Origin of the sequence: Sulfitobacter sp. TBRI5 (genome assembly GCF_051013555.1) — a bacterium.
Lineage (GTDB): Bacteria > Pseudomonadota > Alphaproteobacteria > Rhodobacterales > Rhodobacteraceae > JL08.
In genome coordinates, this window is sequence record NZ_CP112884.1 from 1,120,682 (window position 1) to 1,135,646 (window position 14,965).

The following is a 14,965-nucleotide window of genomic DNA, read 5'->3' on the forward strand; positions in this document are numbered from 1 at the left end:
AAGACCTTGGGGTCAGGTCTTAGTTGACGGCTTTCGCGTCAACCACGTCAGCCTCGACCGCTTTTGTCGAAGCAATTTCAATGCGGCGCGGTTTCAGGGCTTCGGGCACTTCGCGCTGCAGATCAATGTGCAGCATCCCATCGGCGTGGGACGCACCTGTGACCCTTACGTGATCGGCCAGATGAAACCGGCGTTCAAAGGCGCGTGTGGCAATCCCGCGATGCAGATACGTCTTTTCTTCGCCGCTGTCCGCCTTGTTTGCGGTCACGATCAACGCGTTTTCCTTTACTTCAACGCCCAGATCGGCATCTGAAAAACCGGCAACCGCGATCGAAATACGATACGCATCGTCGGCCGTTTTTTCGATGTTGTAAGGCGGATAGCTGGGTTGTGGCGCTTCGTTGGTCATCACGCGATCCATAAGATCGGCGATCTGGTCAAAACCGATGCTGGCACGGTGCAGCGGGGCAAAATCAAAATTTCTCATGTGTCGTCATCCTCTTTCTGAGCGAGTACGAATTCAGTTTGACCTTCCCATTCGGGACAGGCCGGTTTGTGCGAAAGCCCTTATTTGGCACTTTCACATCATTAATCTGGGAATTCGCTGTTTCGCTTTCAAGGGTTTCAGGGTTTGACGAATTTCGCCCCGGTCCCACTGCGGTTGTCGCCCACTGTCAGGCGGCGCACACTGGCCGTCGGGCCCTGTTGCTGTGCGCGCAGATCACGCTTCAACCGGTCAACCACCGCGGGCAGCGACATGCCGACCGCCAGTTTCTTGCCGTTCATTATCGTCATGCCCGACACCACCGAAACGATACGCCCGCGATTGCCCACACGCGCAAAAACCGGTGCCCCGGAAGACCCGAATGTGACGTTGCAATCAAAGGCCATCACATCATCAAAATTTCCAAGCATCCTGCACTCGCGTTGGCGCGACAATGCTTCGGCGCGGCCCTGACCATAAGACACAACGCTGACGGTTGATCCGGCCGCTGCGCCCTTGTGCAAAACAAAGGGGTTTGCCTCGGTGCTGGTGATCGCATCGCGCAAGCGCAACAACGCCACATCATGACGCACGTTTTCGCCGTCAAACGCGCCCTTCGGATCATAGCCCGAATGCGCTGCAATCTGTGCCACAACCCGTTCCGCAATGGCTGTGCCATCGCGCAAGCCTGCCCGAAATATCAGTTGATCGGCCTGGACCAGTTCTTTGGTTTCGGGGTGGTACACACAATGCGCCGCCGTCAACACAAGATCGGATGCGATCAGGGTGCCGGTGCAGAACCCGGCCCCGGCCATATCAATCCGGCCAACTGCTTCCCATCCCAGCAGATCCTCGCGATCGCTCAATCGCGCCAGCCCGCTGGTCTGGGCCATCGCCAGACCGGCAATCATGCTGCACACCAGCGCAGACAGAACGATCCGAAAACCCGTCATGGCTTGACGAATTTGGCACCTGTATCATTTCTGGTGCCACCAACAGATACGCGCTTGACGACCGGCCCCGCCGGTTGAAATACGCCTTCGCCAGCGGCCAGTGCCGCCTTTAACTGTTCAAGGGGTTCGGTCAATGCAGTGCCCAGCGCAACCTTGGTGCCTTCCACCTCGGCCTTGGCCGACACAACAGACACGATACGCGGGATGCCCTGCTCAAAGGTAAAAATCGGTGCGCCGGACGATCCGAAATCGACATTGCAGGTCATGACAAGAACACCTTCCTGCCGTGCCAGCACACCGCACACCTCTTGCAGCGACGGGGCTTCGGACCGGTCTTTGGCGTAGGATACCACGCCGACGCGGTCGCCTTTTTTCGGACGCGCGGCGGTTGCAAATGGGGTTACCGTGGTATTGCGGATCGGGCGTTCCAGTTCCAGAAGGGCGATATCGTTGCGCACCCTGATGGATGATGCCGCATCGTCATAGACATATTCGGGATGCACAACGGCGCGCCGCACCTTGCGATAGGCCGAGGCCCGCCCGTTGCGCCAGCCTGCAAGGAATTCGACCGTCTCGTGGTTGATGCGTTCCTTGGATGCCTTGTTGAACAGGCAATGCGCCGCCGTCAGTACCAGATCGGGCGCGATCAGCGCGCCGGTGCAAAACCCAGTGCCATCGATATCCAACCGCCCGACGGCTTCCCATGCGCGGCCATCATCCACCGAATCCAGACTTCGCAGCCGTGCATCCTGCGCAAAAGCTGCGGGGGTCGTGACCAGCGCCATAAGTGAGATCGACATCCAACGACGCACGCGCGTCTCCCTTTTCGTTCGGGTTTGAACTAAAGACGACTTAAGGCAAAATTAGGGCGTCCACGCGGCTTCTAGCGCAATATGGGCACTTGGGGAACGCGTTTTCCCTCTTGTTCCAGCGCAGGTGGCTTTGGTCCGCCTGTGGCCCAATCCAGCAATTCGACGGTGTGGACAATCGGAATGTCCGTTGCTCCGCCGATCTGCATCATGCAACCGATGTTTCCGGCCGCAATAATATCGGGGCTTCGCGCCTCCAACGTGCGTACCTTGCGCTCTTTCAACTGCTTGGAAATCGCAGGTTGCATCAGATTGTAGGTGCCCGCCGACCCGCAACACAAATGGCTGTCGGCAGGTTCCACCACTCCAAATCCCGCCTTGCGTAACAAATCTTTTGGAAACGTCTTGATCTGCTGGCCATGTTGCAGCGAACAGGCGGCATGATAAGCCACGATCAGGCCCTTGTCGGCGCCGTCGGGCATCTCAAGCTGCATCAGCAATTCGGACACATCCATGGCGATATCCGCAACCCGCGCGGCATCCTTGGCCAGCGCATGATGACGGAACATATGGCCATAATCCTTGACGGTGGTGCCACAACCGCTGGTGTTAATCACGATCGCGTCCAGACCGTCGCCATCCATTTCCGCCGCCCAGGCGGTGATGTTTTTCGCCGCCGTTGCATGGCTTTCATCGGTCTTGCCCATGTGATGGGTCAACGCACCACAGCACCCTGCCCCCTTGGCGATCACCACGTCGCATCCCAGCCGTTTCAAAAGCCGGATCGTGGCATCATTGATATCCGTGTTCAGCGCCTTTTGCGCACAGCCTGTCATCAGCGCCACCCGTTTGCGGCGCGGGCCCTCGGACACAAAGGTTTGTGGGTCATCATTTCGGCTGACCGGCGGGATCACCTTGGGCGCCATTTCCAGCATCGCGCGCAACCGCGCATCCGGCATCAGACGGGCAAAGGGCCGTCCGATCTTGGCCCCCAGCAGCGCAATCCGGAACCGCATAGGATAGGGCAGAATCCGCGCCAGCACCCAGCGCAGAGCGCGGTCGCTCAGCGGGCGTTTATAAGTGTTTTCAATATATTCACGGGCATGATCAACAAGGTGCATGTAATGCACGCCGGACGGACAGGTTGTCATACAGGCCAGACAAGACAGGCAGCGGTCGATATGCTTCACGGTTTTTGCATCCGGAACGCGGTTGTTTTCCAGCATGTCCTTGATCAGGTAGATGCGGCCCCGCGGGCTGTCCAGCTCGTCCCCCAGAACCTGATAGGTCGGGCAGGTCGCGGTGCAGAATCCGCAATGCACACAGGTACGCAAGATCTCGTTCGACCGCGCAATCGCCGGATCGCTCAACTGTTCCGGGATAAAGGTTGTCTGCATCCGCTCAGCCCTCTTGACGGGGTTGCATCAACCCGGTGTTCAGAATGTTTTTCGGGTCGAATTTGGCGCGCAGGCCCGCCGTAATGGCTTCGATCGGGGCCGGTTGGGGCTGGAATGTTCCCAATCGTGCCTTTGTCTCTGCGCTGGCACGCACAAGGGTCGCGTGGCCATCATACGCCCCCAGACTGGCCCGTGCATCCGTACCTTCGGGCGTCAGCGCCCAGATCAATCCACCGCCCCAGTCGAACAGAGTATCGGTTGCAGACAAGGCCGCACTTAGCTGCGGTCCGTCAGAAGGTTTGCACGAAACCCGCCAGACATCGCCCTCAACACCGTGAAAGGGAGCAACATCGCGGATTCCCGTCCACATCGCATCGGTTTTTTCGGGGTCGGTTTCCACGCGCGCAGCACCATAACCCGCCAGCAGGTCCACCAGCTTGCCCGACCGGTATTTGACCGATCCCTCAAAGCCTTCGATCCGGATCATCGTCACCGGCTTTTCTTCGGGTCCGCGCGGCATATGCGCCGCGCCCGATACTTCAAACGGCGATCCCAGCGCGTCAGACATGGCGCGCACCGCCTCTGCATCGCTCAGTCCGTCAATCATGATGCTGGCCACAACATCGGTGCGCGGCAGAACCTTCAGCGCCACTTCGCTCAACACACCCAGCGTGCCATAGGATCCGGTCATCAGTTTCACCAGATCGTAGCCGGTGACGTTCTTCATCACGCGACCGCCGTTTTTCAGGACCGTCCCGGCCCCGTCGACAAACCTGACCCCCAGCATGTAATCGCGCGCCGCGCCTGATTGTATCCGGCGCGGGCCGCTGACATTGGCGGCGATCACTCCACCGATTGTGGGGGCGCCGTCCGTGCCAAGCAAGGCGCGATGATCCATCGGTTCGAACGGCAGGCGCTGGTTTTCCTTTGCCAGTGCCGCTTCGATTTCACTCATGCGTGTCCCGGCCTTGGCGACAATGGTCAACGCACCCGGTTCATACAGCTCAATCCCCGACAGGCCGGACACCGACAACCGTGCGCCCTCTGCGGAATAGCCGCGGGTGCCGCCGCCTGAGATCGCCAGCGGCGCGTGTGCAGTCGCGATAATGTCGGCCAGTTCGGCCTCTGTCTTGGGGGTCATTGTTTTATCTTTTCTGAAATACTTTGGGGGTCCGGGGGCAACGCCCCCGATTATTCGGCGGCCAGCGCAGGTTCGCGCCGCGGCGCCGAGACCGCCAGCGGGAATACTTTGGCAGGGTTCAGCAACCATGCGGGATCGAACACATCCTTGACCGCCATCTGCACTTCCAGATCGGCGGCATCGTACTGGTCCAGCATCAGATCGCGTTTTTCGATCCCGACACCGTGTTCGCCGGTCAGGCACCCACCCACTTCGACGCAAAGGCGCAGGACATCTGCCCCCATCGCTTCACACAGTTCCAGATCACCGGGTTTGTTGGCATCAAACAGGATCAGTGGATGCATGTTGCCGTCACCTGCGTGAAACACGTTGCCCACTTGCAGACCGTATTGCGTACCCAGTTCGCCGATCCGGCGCAGAACATAGGGCAGCGCGGATACGGGGATCGTTCCGTCAAGGCACATGTAATCGTTGATCTGGCCAATCGCGCCAAAGGCCGATTTGCGACCCAGCCAGATTTTCGCGCTTTCTTCGGGCGATTTGCTTTCGCGCAGTTCGACCGGATTGTGATTGCGCGCAATCTGCATGATCACGCCCAGTTGCTCGTCAATCTCCTGCGGTGCACCTTCTACTTCGACGATCAGAAGCGCCTCGCAGTCGGGGTATCCGGCCTTGGCGAACTTGTCGGTCACTTCGATGCACAGGCGGTCCATGTATTCAATCGCAACCGGCAACACGCCTGCCTTGATGATGTCCGAAACGCAGGCACCCGCAACTTCGGCACTGTCAAAACCCATCAGAACGGGCCGCGCGCCTTCGGGTTTGGGCAAAATACGCAGTGTCGCCTCGGTCACGACGCCCAGTTGCCCTTCGGAGCCGCAGATCACGCCCAACAGGTCAAGCCCGCCGGCATCCATATGGCTGCCGCCCAGATCGACAATGCTGCCGTCCATCAGCACCATTTTAACGCCCATCAGGTTATTCGTGGTCACGCCGTATTTCAGGCAATGCGCCCCACCGCTGTTCATCGCGATGTTGCCCGCAATCGCGCAGGCCAGCTGGCTGGACGGATCCGGCGCATAGAAAAAGCCATTTTCCTCGACCGCGCCGGTCACACTCAGGTTGGTGCGGCCGGTCTGCACGCGGATCACCCGGTTGGCATAATCCGTTTCGATCACGTCGTTCATGCGGGCCACGCCCAGAATGACACTGTCGGCGGTGGGCATCGCGCCCCCGGCCAGCGATGTGCCCGATCCGCGCGGCACCACCGGTACGCCTTCCTGATGGCAGATGCGCAGGACGTCGGAGACTTCCTGGGTATTGGCGGGCAGAACGGCCAGAAGCGGCGGGCATTTATAGGCGGTCAGAGCGTCGCATTCATAGGCTTTGGTTTCCGCGGGATCATCAATCACTGCATCGCGGGGCAACACCTCGCACAGGCGTTCCACCAGCCGTACCTTGCGGGCCAGAATTGCGGGGTTGGGTATTGGCATTTCCATCAGCGATCTCCCTTTGGTAAGAAAATATAACCAATTTCTGCATCTGGCAAGTTTTATCGTTGGGCCTTATGGTTTCTCCATGACATGGACAGACCGCTTTGCCCTTTTTTCAACGCTGGATATCGTTGCGCTGGTGCTGCTTTTCGCGGTGTGGGCAGGTATCGACTGGATGATCGAGCATCCGCGTGCGCGTCACCCGTCGGTTTCAACACTCATGGCCGGTTTCAGACGGGAGTGGATGGTGCAGATGGTTGGGCGCGATCCGCGGATATTTGATGCCCAGATCGTCGCAAGCATGCGACAGGGTACATCGTTTTTTGCCTCGACCTGCATGATTGCGATTGGTGGCGGTCTGGCGTTGATCGGCAATGCCGAACGCGTCGCGGGTCTGGCAAACGAGTTGACCCTGGAAACCGATCCGACATTTGTCTGGGAGGTCAAGCTGCTGCTCATGCTGCTTTTTGTGACGAATTCCTTTCTGAAATTCGTGTGGTCGCACCGGTTGTTCGGATATTGTTCGGTTCTGATCGCGGCGGTGCCGAACGATCCAAAAGACCCGGATGCCTTTCCGCGCGCATCGCAGGCCGCAGAAATCAGCATCACCGCCGCGCGCGGCTTTAACAAGGGGTTGCGGTCGATCTATTTCGGATTGGCCAGCGCGGCGTGGCTGTTGGGCACGATCCCGTTGATGGTCGCCACTGTGTTGACTTTTCTGGTGCTGTGGCGGCGCGAATTTGCGTCCAGATCGCGCAGTATTCTGCTGGCAAATACAACCCGCACACAGACGTGAGTTTACGTACCGCCAGAACCTGCTAGAACCGCCTCATGAAACGCGCCTTGTTTACAGTTTTTATGTTGATCAGCACGTCCGCCATGGCGGATCCAACGACGATTCAGGCCGTCACCGCCACCCAGACAGGTGGCGCGTGGCGATTCGACGTGACAGTGAAACATCCGGATACCGGCTGGGATCACTATACAGACGCATGGCGCGTTCTGGATATGAACGGGGCCGAACTGGGGATGCGGGAATTGCATCATCCGCATGTCGATGAGCAACCCTTTACGCGGTCACTGTCTGGCGTGACCATTCCCGAAGGCACCAAACAGGTTCAGATACAGGCGCGATGCTCGGTCGATGGCTGGTCGGGCAACACCAAGACCGTCAGGTTGCCCTGACCTTTATTCCCGGTGATAGGGCCCACCCGACAGAATGGATGCGGCGCGATAGAGCTGCTCTGCCAACATGACCCGCACCAGCATGTGCGGCCACACCATTTTGCCAAAGGACAGGCTGAAACCGGCATCCTTGCGCAATTCGGGATCGATCCCGTCTGCCCCGCCAATCACAAAGGACAGATCGCTACGCCCGCCATCACGCCACTGACCCAGTTTGGCGGCGAATTCGGGGGATGACATGACTGTGCCGCGTTCATCCAGCGTGCATATCAACGCGCCGGCAGGCATTGCGCGGCGCAGCAAGGCGGCTTCTCCCTGCATACCGCCCCCTTTGCGATCGTCCACTTCGATCACCGCAGCAGGCCCCAGCGCCAAAGCGCGACCCGTGCGGTCGAACCGGGTCAGGTAATCATCGATCAGGGCGCGTTCGGGGCCCGTGCGCAGCCGCCCGACTGCGCAAATCTGCACCCGCATCTGATCAGCTTAGTTGGTGGACGCAGCGGCGGCTGCCGGCATCCACATTTTTTCCAGCTGATAGAATTCCCGAACTTCGGGACGGAACACATGCACAATCACATCGCCTGTATCGATCAGCACCCAATCGCCGATGTCCTTGCCTTCGATCTTGCTAAGCCGGCCAAATTCCTGCTTGAGGGAATTCACCAGCTTTTCAGCAATGGATGACACCTGACGGGTCGAACGACCGGAACAGATAACCATGAAGTCGCCAATGGCCGTTTTACCGCGCAGGTCAATCTGCACGATGTCTTCGGCTTTGTCTTCTTCAAGTAAGGTTAGGATGCGTGCCAGCAGTTCTTCACTGCTTGGCTGGGCTTGGGCGGCCATCAAAGAGGCCCGTGTATTCGCGGCAGCGGCCGCGTCTGCGTGGATTGACAGGACATTGTCCTCCTTAAAACGCGCCGACAGACCCCCGGCGCTGGGGATACAGGTAACGTAGCAAGCCGATCATGACATTTCAATGAAGCAGTGGTGCATCGCCGCCGCAATGACGTGACGATTGTCGCAAATTTGCAGCCCTGCCGTCAGCGCGCGCCATATGCCTGAAGCCACAGGGCATCAAGTTTTGCAAGCGCCGGAGCACTGAGCCGGTCAAAATCCTCCCAGTAGCGGCCCGACGGCACGAAATAGCCCAGGTTGGTTTCGCATTTGTCAGCCCGGTCGACAAGCGCCTGATCCAACGTGATAGGGGCATCAGGCAGCGCGGCCAGATCGGACAGGCTGGCGCGTGGAAACAGCAACTGGGATGGGTCACGGGACAGGTTTACACAATGACATCCGGCTTGCGCGGCTTTCAGCGCCAGCCGCGCGGATTTCGACGGCAGATGTTGCAACGTCACATCGGCGCGCAATGGATCGGCAGTACCGGTGCCGTAAAAATGGGTTGGGCCACTGCGCGGATAAACCATGTCACAGCCCAGAAATGCCAGAACCTTTGGCGCGAGCGTGTGCAGCGCCCAATAGGCCGCCGTGAACGCCATTGTACCACCCGCATAAACAAAGCCGCCCAATGCATTCTGGGCCGCCACATAGGTATCGGCGGTAATGATCTGCTGCGTCGGCTGCAGGGTGCCGGGCCTGCGTTCTGGCGGAAAATCTTCGGGGTGGATCAGGAAATCCCAATCGGCGCGGATTTGCCACGCGTTGTTGATTGCGACGATCCGGTCAAAGTGACGGTCTTGGGGGGTGGCGCCCCACTGGCTGGCCTGAACGGCGTTCGGGCCACTTCCCAAAATCAGAACGATGTTGTTTCGCATTGTGGATCCGCCCGCTTTCAGACCCGACGAGTTAGGGCCGTCGGGGCGCGAAGCAAGGATTAATCCAAGGCTTTGGCGACAGCCTTGTCATCATCCCCCAGCATGCGCACCTCGCGTTGGGGGAACGGGATCGAGATGTTATTGGCCTGGAATGCATCCCAGAGCGACAGATACACATTGCCACGCACATTCGTCAGGCCCGATGTCGGGTCACTGATCCAGAACCGCAGGATATAATCGACGCTGCTGTCGCCAAATCCGACGATGTGGCACACAGGCTTGTTCGGAGAAATCAACACACGCGGCACGTCTTCTGCCGCCTTGATCGCGATCTTGCGCACCTCATGCGGGTCACAGCCGTAAGACGTGCCGAAATAGATATCCAGGCGGACAAATTCGTTGGAATGGGACCAGTTGACCACCTGCCCGGTGATCAGGTCTTCGTTCGGGATCAGGTATTCGCGCCCGTCGCGGGTTACAACCGACACATAACGCGCGCCCAGCGAGTTGATCCAGCCAAAGGTTTCGCCCAGTGATATGACATCGCCTGGTTTGATCGACTTATCCAGCAGGATGATGACACCCGATACAAGGTTCGAAACCACCTTTTGCAGGCCAAAACCGATACCAACACCAATGGCACCCGACAGCACGGCCAACCCGGTCAGATCAAAACCAACCGCTTCGATTGCGGCAAAAAACGCGATCGCGTACAGGACGGCCTGAACCGCCTTGATGCCCAAAACCTGCATTGAAGGCGAAATATCTTCGTTGCGGCGGATCGAACCCGCGATCAGGTTGGAAAGAATGCGCGCGGCGGTGAACAGCGCGCCCACGATCACAAGTGCCGTGATCAGCGTCAGAACTGACAAACGGAAATTGCCGAATTCTACGGCGATGCTGTCCAGAAAGGTGAACACTTCGTCGGTCACGGCCAGATAATGCAGCGTGGCATAAATCCACAGGCCCCAGATCAGCAAACGCCGCAGTGAACGGTTGCGCACCACCCGTGCGGCAAATGCAATGAACAGCCAGACTGTGACCAGAGTGGCGACAAGGCCAATCATGTAACTGCGCGACGGCCATGTCAGTTGCTGCATTGTCAGAAAAACGAACCATGCACCGATCGCGAAATAGATTAGGACCAGACGCCGCCGGATCTGAACCAGCGTACGCAGACGCCATTTGGGCCAACCTTCACGGCTGCGCGCCCAGTTTTCGACCATGGGTTCGGTGACGATCCTCAGCAGATAGGCCAGCGCAAACAGGCCAACAATGATCAGAAGCTGGTTTTGCCGCCATCCCGGCGTAATCAGGCCCTGAAAAAAGGCAACGACGTCCATCCAGACAGGCATCAGAACCTGACTGAGGTCCATCGGAACATCAAGCTGTGGTGTAACAGGATTGTTTTGCGGCTCCATGCCCTTGCCTTTTTGTAGCAGGTTGGCACGGCCATGGCCTTGCGATCAAGCCATTCACTGACCTGACCGGAAAAGGATCAGCCAGAAATGTGCAACAGGTCGGCGATCTGGTGGATCACGCCCGCACCGGTTTGCACCGCGTCCGGGGACTCGTCCGAAAACAACGGGGCCTGCGCCTGCGCTGCAACGGCAAGCCCGATCAAGAGGCCAATCAGGCCCAGTTGGATTGTTTTGAACATCACTTGCTTCCTGCTCTTGCTCGAATTGCACTATTTGGCATCCATTGCACAGAAAACAAGGGGCACGCGGCCCTTGATAGAATGGGGCGACGGATGTATCTGAACGATATGACACTGGTATTCGATCTGGATGACCGCGCGCGCCTGCGCGAACGCTTTTTCGGGGCGACCCGCACGGTTTGGGCGCGGGCCTGAGCGCGCTTCGTTTCGACACCACCCTTTGCATGATTTGATACGGGAGAGGACCCATGTCCCCCAAGACACTTTACGATAAAATCTGGGATGCGCATCTGGCCCACGAAGCTGATGACGGCACCTGCCTGCTGTATATAGACCGCCATCTGGTTCACGAAGTAACCAGCCCGCAGGCCTTTGAAGGGCTGCGTATGGCAGGACGTACTGTTCGCGCGCCGGACAAGACCATTGCCGTGCCCGATCACAATGTGCCCACGACGCTTGACCGTGCCAAAGGCATCGAAAACCCTGAAAGCAAAATTCAGGTCGAGGCTCTGGACAAGAACGCCAAGGATTTCGGAATTCATTATTATCCGGTTTCCGATATCCGGCAGGGCATTGTGCACATTGTCGGGCCGGAACAGGGATGGACGTTGCCCGGTATGACAGTGGTGTGCGGCGACAGCCACACCGCGACGCATGGCGCGTTTGGTGCGCTGGCCCATGGCATCGGCACATCCGAGGTTGAACATGTTCTGGCCACGCAAACCCTGATCCAGAAGAAATCCAAGAACATGAAGGTTGAAATCACCGGCGAACTGCGCTCGGGTGTGACGGCCAAGGACATCACAATGGCTGTGATCGGGGCCACCGGAACGGCTGGCGGCACCGGGTATGTGATCGAATATTGCGGCGAGGCGATCCGCGGCCTGAGCATGGAAGGCCGAATGACGGTCTGCAACATGGCGATCGAAGGCGGCGCGCGTGCCGGACTGATCGCACCGGATCAAAAGACATTTGATTACTGCATGGGACGCCCGCACGCCCCGAAAGGTGCCCAGTGGGAAGCCGCGCTGGCATGGTGGAAAACCCTGTATTCGGACGATGACGCCCATTGGGACAAGGTTTTGACCATCAAGGGCGAAGATATCGCCCCCCTTGTCACGTGGGGCACATCGCCCGAAGACGTGCTGCCCATCACCGCATCCGTTCCCTCGCCGTCTGATTTCAAGGGCGGTAAGGTCGGCGCGGTTGAACGTTCGTTGGAATATATGGGCCTGACAGCGGGAACCCCCCTGTCCGAGGTCGCGATTGATACCGTGTTTATCGGGTCGTGTACCAATGGCCGTATCGAAGATCTGCGCGCCGCTGCCGCGATTCTGAAGGGAAAGAAAATCAAAGACGGTCTGCGGGCCATGGTTGTTCCCGGATCGGGCCTTGTGCGCGCCCAGGCCGAAGAAGAAGGGCTGGCGGATATCTTCAAAGAGGCCGGCTTTGAATGGCGCCTTGCGGGATGTTCCATGTGTCTGGCGATGAACCCGGATCAATTGTCACCCGGCGAACGCTGTGCGGCGACATCCAACCGCAATTTCGAAGGCCGTCAGGGGCGCGGAGGACGGACGCATCTGATGTCACCCGCCATGGCCGCCGCCGCCGCCATCACAGGACGGCTGACAGATGTGCGAGAGTTGATGTAATGATGCAGTATCAAAACATTCAAAAAGGAACGACGCTATGAAAATTTGGGTTAAATGGCTGATCCTCGGGATCATTTCGGTTGCCTTCGGTATCTTTGTACTGGCCAATCCTGTGGCTGCTTCTATCGCCGTGACAACGCTGGCCGGCATCATGTTCGTCTTGTCCGGTGGCTTCCAGATCTGGGCCGGCCTGTCCGAAGAAGGCACGATGGCCAAGGTTCTGGGCATCGCACTGGGCGTGCTCATGATCCTGCTGGGCGGCTCGTTGCTGTTCCATCCTCTGGAAGGCGTTATTTCGCTGGCCCTGCTGGTTGGCATTCTGTTCGGGGCAAGCGGTGTGTCGCGTCTGATCACCGCATTTCAGATGCGTGAAACGCCATTCTTCTGGATGATGCTGATATCCGGCGGAATTTCCGTTCTGCTGGCTGGATATGTCTTCGCCAATTTCTCGGCTCTTGCACTTAGCCTTCTGGGCATTTTGCTGGGAATCGAATTGCTGATGAACGGTGCCAGCCTGATCGCGCTTGCATTCTTTTTGCGCACCGCCAAGGGCGCAGTGCGGGACAAGCTGGAACAGCGGTTCACCAAGTAACCCAAACAGGGGGGCGTGGTTCGCCCGCCCCCTGACGGAGACACATAAATGGACAAATTCACCACCCTGACGGGCATTGCAGCGCCAATGCCGCTGATCAATATCGACACCGATATGATCATCCCGAAACAGTTTCTGAAAACCATCAAACGGTCCGGCCTGGGCGTAAACCTGTTTGATGAAATGCGCTATGACGACAATGGCGGCGAAATTGCAGATTTTGTACTGAACAAACCGCAATATCGCGAGGCGGAGATTCTGGTGGCGGGCGATAATTTCGGTTGCGGTTCTTCGCGCGAACATGCGCCATGGGCCATCAAGGATTTCGGCATCCGCTGTGTTATTGCGCCCAGCTTTGCAGATATCTTTTACAACAATTGCTTCAAGAACGGCATTCTGCCCATCGCCCTGCCGCAAGAGCAGGTGGATGTTCTGATGAAAGACGCCGAAAAAGGTGCAAACGCGCGGATGGACATTGATCTGCAAGCGCAGACTGTCACCACGTCCGACGGCGAGGTGTTCCATTTCGAAGTGGATGCCTTCAAGAAACACTGCCTGATGGAAGGTCTGGATGATATCGGCCTGACACTGGCCAAGGCCGCCGCCATCGACACGTTCGAGGCACAGGCCAGCACCCAGCGCCCCTGGGTCTAGAATCGTCCGGGCCGCTGAACGTCAACAAAAAGCGGCCCGGACCCACATTTATTCACTTTTTTGAACAATGCTTGTATGTGGTTGCGGCTCAACCACAAGATGTTGTCTATCGCCTTATTTTTGCACCATTAATGATGCAAAGTCGCACCAGTTCCTCCGTGAATTCGCCGTAAATATTATGTCTTTTTAACCACGACTTGAGGACTGTGGCGAAAGAAGGCAAAAATTGGGCAAAAATGAGGCAGGTCGCCACAATTGGCGCAATCAAGGTGGAAACGAGGTGCAAACAAGCACTCGGCCTTTCCAGTTTGAGGGGTTCGGACATTGATAGCACGACTAACAGGCGCAATCATGCGCGCGGTTCTTGTTGCTTTGGTGATTGCAACGCCAGCGCTGATGTTGCCGTATGTTGCCGCAGATGCAACGCAGATGATCGCCTTATTCGCGATCCTGGCTGCGGGGCTGACTTTTGTAGAGTACAACTCAACCTTTCCCAGCATTGTCGAATTCCGCGATGCGCCGCCGTTTAACCGGCTGCGCTTTGTGACCCTGTTTGTGACGGTATTCTGCCTGACTGTGATCAGCAAAGGCAAAACTGACCCGACGGCGATGACTAATGCGCTGACATCCATCGGAACGATACTGGGCAACGCCATCGATTTTCCCTATTCGCCGGTGCGTCTGGTTGTATTGATGCTGCCCTCTGACGCGCCCGAAGCGGTCATTGCGTCGGTGCGCACCGCCGCCGGTCTGGCCTATCTGATTTCTCTGATCGCGATGACCCTGTTTCTGGTGCTTGTCCGTATCCTTGGCTGGCCTGCACGCAATGGCGCGTTCAACGTCTGGATCAACCTTCCGCTGTTCGATCCGACTGCTGGCGGCGACGTCCTGCAAAGGCTGCAGCGCGACAGTCGCGTGAACATCGCGCTTGGCTTTTTGCTGCCATTCCTTATTCCTGCTGTGGTCAAGGCGGCGTCTGATCTGATTGATCCGATCACGTTGGAAAGCCCGCAAACCCTGATCTGGACAATGACCGCATGGGCCTTTCTTCCTGCAAGTATGATCATGCGCGGCATCGCGATGGGACGGGTCGCCGAAATGATCCAGGAAAAACGTCGTCGTGCTTACGCCGATGCGGAAGACATGCAGCCCGCCTGATTTTAGGTGCGG

At 57.9% G+C, this 14,965-nt stretch carries 18 protein-coding genes; 7 read left to right on the forward strand and 11 right to left on the reverse strand.

The window, feature by feature from the left end:
* Positions 1-19: 19 nt before the first annotated feature.
* The 6 genes from OLX72_RS05815 to OLX72_RS05840 form a co-directional block, all read right to left on the reverse strand.
* Entirely contained in the window at positions 20-487 is a 468-nt protein-coding gene (locus OLX72_RS05815; protein WP_433990019.1) for an Hsp20 family protein, read from the reverse strand.
* A 137-nt stretch (positions 488-624) separates the two neighbouring features.
* Positions 625-1,437, reverse strand: a complete 813-nt coding sequence (locus tag OLX72_RS05820) for a trypsin-like serine peptidase (protein ID WP_433990020.1) — start codon at positions 1,435-1,437, stop codon at positions 625-627.
* On the reverse strand, positions 1,434-2,222 hold the full coding sequence (locus tag OLX72_RS05825) for a trypsin-like serine peptidase (protein WP_433990438.1): 789 nt from the start codon (positions 2,220-2,222) through the stop codon (positions 1,434-1,436). The genes OLX72_RS05820 and OLX72_RS05825 overlap by 4 nt, the downstream gene beginning before the upstream one ends.
* A gap of 98 nt (positions 2,223-2,320) precedes the next feature.
* The gene (gene glcF, locus OLX72_RS05830) at positions 2,321-3,643 is read right to left on the reverse strand and encodes a glycolate oxidase subunit GlcF (RefSeq protein ID WP_433990021.1); all 1,323 of its coding nucleotides are present in this window, start codon (positions 3,641-3,643) and stop codon (positions 2,321-2,323) included.
* 4 nt (positions 3,644-3,647) lie between these two features.
* Positions 3,648-4,784 carry an FAD-binding protein gene (locus OLX72_RS05835; RefSeq protein WP_433990022.1) on the reverse strand — a complete coding sequence of 379 codons (1,137 nt, stop codon included), beginning with the start codon at positions 4,782-4,784 and terminating at the stop codon, positions 3,648-3,650.
* Positions 4,785-4,834: 50 nt separating this feature from the next.
* Positions 4,835-6,283: an FAD-linked oxidase C-terminal domain-containing protein gene (locus OLX72_RS05840; protein ID WP_433990023.1), complete on the reverse strand. Its 1,449-nt coding sequence runs from the start codon at positions 6,281-6,283 to the stop codon at positions 4,835-4,837.
* Between the two features lie 79 nt (positions 6,284-6,362).
* On the opposite strand from OLX72_RS05840, the gene OLX72_RS05845 reads away from it, so the two are divergent.
* A complete protein-coding gene (locus OLX72_RS05845) occupies positions 6,363-7,073 on the forward strand; it encodes a DUF599 domain-containing protein (protein ID WP_114868522.1) in 711 nt (236 codons plus the stop codon).
* 83 nt (positions 7,074-7,156) lie between these two features.
* On the forward strand, positions 7,157-7,462 hold the full coding sequence (locus tag OLX72_RS05850) for a hypothetical protein (protein WP_433990024.1): 306 nt from the start codon (positions 7,157-7,159) through the stop codon (positions 7,460-7,462).
* A gap of 3 nt (positions 7,463-7,465) precedes the next feature.
* Here OLX72_RS05850 and rlmH read toward each other — a convergent pair whose 3' ends face one another.
* The 5 genes from rlmH to OLX72_RS05875 all read right to left on the reverse strand — a co-directional run bounded on the left by rlmH (position 7,466) and on the right by OLX72_RS05875 (position 10,897).
* Positions 7,466-7,936 (reverse strand): 23S rRNA (pseudouridine(1915)-N(3))-methyltransferase RlmH, encoded by a 471-nt coding sequence (rlmH, locus tag OLX72_RS05855; protein WP_114868520.1) that lies wholly within the window; start codon positions 7,934-7,936, stop codon positions 7,466-7,468.
* Between the two features lie 9 nt (positions 7,937-7,945).
* Positions 7,946-8,308 (reverse strand): ribosome silencing factor, encoded by a 363-nt coding sequence (gene rsfS / locus OLX72_RS05860; protein WP_114868519.1) that lies wholly within the window; start codon positions 8,306-8,308, stop codon positions 7,946-7,948.
* A 197-nt stretch (positions 8,309-8,505) separates the two neighbouring features.
* Positions 8,506-9,237, reverse strand: a complete 732-nt coding sequence (locus OLX72_RS05865) for a hypothetical protein (RefSeq protein WP_433990025.1) — start codon at positions 9,235-9,237, stop codon at positions 8,506-8,508.
* A 59-nt stretch (positions 9,238-9,296) separates the two neighbouring features.
* Positions 9,297-10,658 carry a mechanosensitive ion channel family protein gene (locus OLX72_RS05870; protein WP_433990026.1) on the reverse strand — a complete coding sequence of 454 codons (1,362 nt, stop codon included), beginning with the start codon at positions 10,656-10,658 and terminating at the stop codon, positions 9,297-9,299.
* Between the two features lie 77 nt (positions 10,659-10,735).
* A complete protein-coding gene (locus tag OLX72_RS05875; RefSeq protein ID WP_433990027.1) occupies positions 10,736-10,897 on the reverse strand; it encodes a hypothetical protein in 162 nt (53 codons plus the stop codon).
* 93 nt (positions 10,898-10,990) lie between these two features.
* Here OLX72_RS05875 and OLX72_RS05880 point away from each other — a divergent pair, with 93 nt between their 5' ends.
* The 5 genes from OLX72_RS05880 (at position 10,991) to OLX72_RS05900 (ending at position 14,953) form a co-directional block, all read left to right on the forward strand.
* Complete coding sequence (locus tag OLX72_RS05880) at positions 10,991-11,092, forward strand: isopropylmalate isomerase (RefSeq protein ID WP_205389014.1); 102 nt, start codon at positions 10,991-10,993, stop codon at positions 11,090-11,092.
* Positions 11,093-11,145: 53 nt separating this feature from the next.
* Entirely contained in the window at positions 11,146-12,549 is a 1,404-nt protein-coding gene (gene leuC / locus OLX72_RS05885) for a 3-isopropylmalate dehydratase large subunit (protein WP_433990028.1), read from the forward strand.
* Between the two features lie 37 nt (positions 12,550-12,586).
* The gene (locus OLX72_RS05890; protein ID WP_114868516.1) at positions 12,587-13,141 is read left to right on the forward strand and encodes an HdeD family acid-resistance protein; all 555 of its coding nucleotides are present in this window, start codon (positions 12,587-12,589) and stop codon (positions 13,139-13,141) included.
* 48 nt (positions 13,142-13,189) lie between these two features.
* Positions 13,190-13,795, forward strand: a complete 606-nt coding sequence (gene leuD / locus OLX72_RS05895) for a 3-isopropylmalate dehydratase small subunit (protein ID WP_114868515.1) — start codon at positions 13,190-13,192, stop codon at positions 13,793-13,795.
* 324 nt (positions 13,796-14,119) lie between these two features.
* A complete protein-coding gene (locus OLX72_RS05900; RefSeq protein ID WP_162797865.1) occupies positions 14,120-14,953 on the forward strand; it encodes a hypothetical protein in 834 nt (277 codons plus the stop codon).
* The last annotated feature ends 12 nt before the right edge of the window (positions 14,954-14,965 follow it).

Coding starts and splice junctions, on each gene's coding strand:
- OLX72_RS05835 (WP_433990022.1), bottom strand. CDS start 4,784: ATGACCCCCAAGACAGAGGCCGAACTGGCCGACATTATCGCGACTGCA.
- OLX72_RS05845 (WP_114868522.1), top strand. CDS start 6,363: ATGACATGGACAGACCGCTTTGCCCTTTTTTCAACGCTGGATATCGTT.
- OLX72_RS05850 (WP_433990024.1), top strand. CDS start 7,157: ATGGCGGATCCAACGACGATTCAGGCCGTCACCGCCACCCAGACAGGT.
- OLX72_RS05815 (WP_433990019.1), bottom strand. CDS start 487: ATGAGAAATTTTGATTTTGCCCCGCTGCACCGTGCCAGCATCGGTTTT.
- glcF (WP_433990021.1), bottom strand. CDS start 3,643: ATGCAGACAACCTTTATCCCGGAACAGTTGAGCGATCCGGCGATTGCG.
- leuD (WP_114868515.1), top strand. CDS start 13,190: ATGGACAAATTCACCACCCTGACGGGCATTGCAGCGCCAATGCCGCTG.
- rlmH (WP_114868520.1), bottom strand. CDS start 7,936: ATGCGGGTGCAGATTTGCGCAGTCGGGCGGCTGCGCACGGGCCCCGAA.
- OLX72_RS05880 (WP_205389014.1), top strand. CDS start 10,991: ATGTATCTGAACGATATGACACTGGTATTCGATCTGGATGACCGCGCG.
- leuC (WP_433990028.1), top strand. CDS start 11,146: ATGTCCCCCAAGACACTTTACGATAAAATCTGGGATGCGCATCTGGCC.
- OLX72_RS05820 (WP_433990020.1), bottom strand. CDS start 1,437: ATGACGGGTTTTCGGATCGTTCTGTCTGCGCTGGTGTGCAGCATGATT.
- rsfS (WP_114868519.1), bottom strand. CDS start 8,308: ATGGCCGCCCAAGCCCAGCCAAGCAGTGAAGAACTGCTGGCACGCATC.
- OLX72_RS05840 (WP_433990023.1), bottom strand. CDS start 6,283: ATGGAAATGCCAATACCCAACCCCGCAATTCTGGCCCGCAAGGTACGG.
- OLX72_RS05890 (WP_114868516.1), top strand. CDS start 12,587: ATGAAAATTTGGGTTAAATGGCTGATCCTCGGGATCATTTCGGTTGCC.
- OLX72_RS05825 (WP_433990438.1), bottom strand. CDS start 2,222: ATGGCGCTGGTCACGACCCCCGCAGCTTTTGCGCAGGATGCACGGCTG.
- OLX72_RS05865 (WP_433990025.1), bottom strand. CDS start 9,237: ATGCGAAACAACATCGTTCTGATTTTGGGAAGTGGCCCGAACGCCGTT.
- OLX72_RS05875 (WP_433990027.1), bottom strand. CDS start 10,897: ATGTTCAAAACAATCCAACTGGGCCTGATTGGCCTCTTGATCGGGCTT.
- OLX72_RS05870 (WP_433990026.1), bottom strand. CDS start 10,658: ATGGAGCCGCAAAACAATCCTGTTACACCACAGCTTGATGTTCCGATG.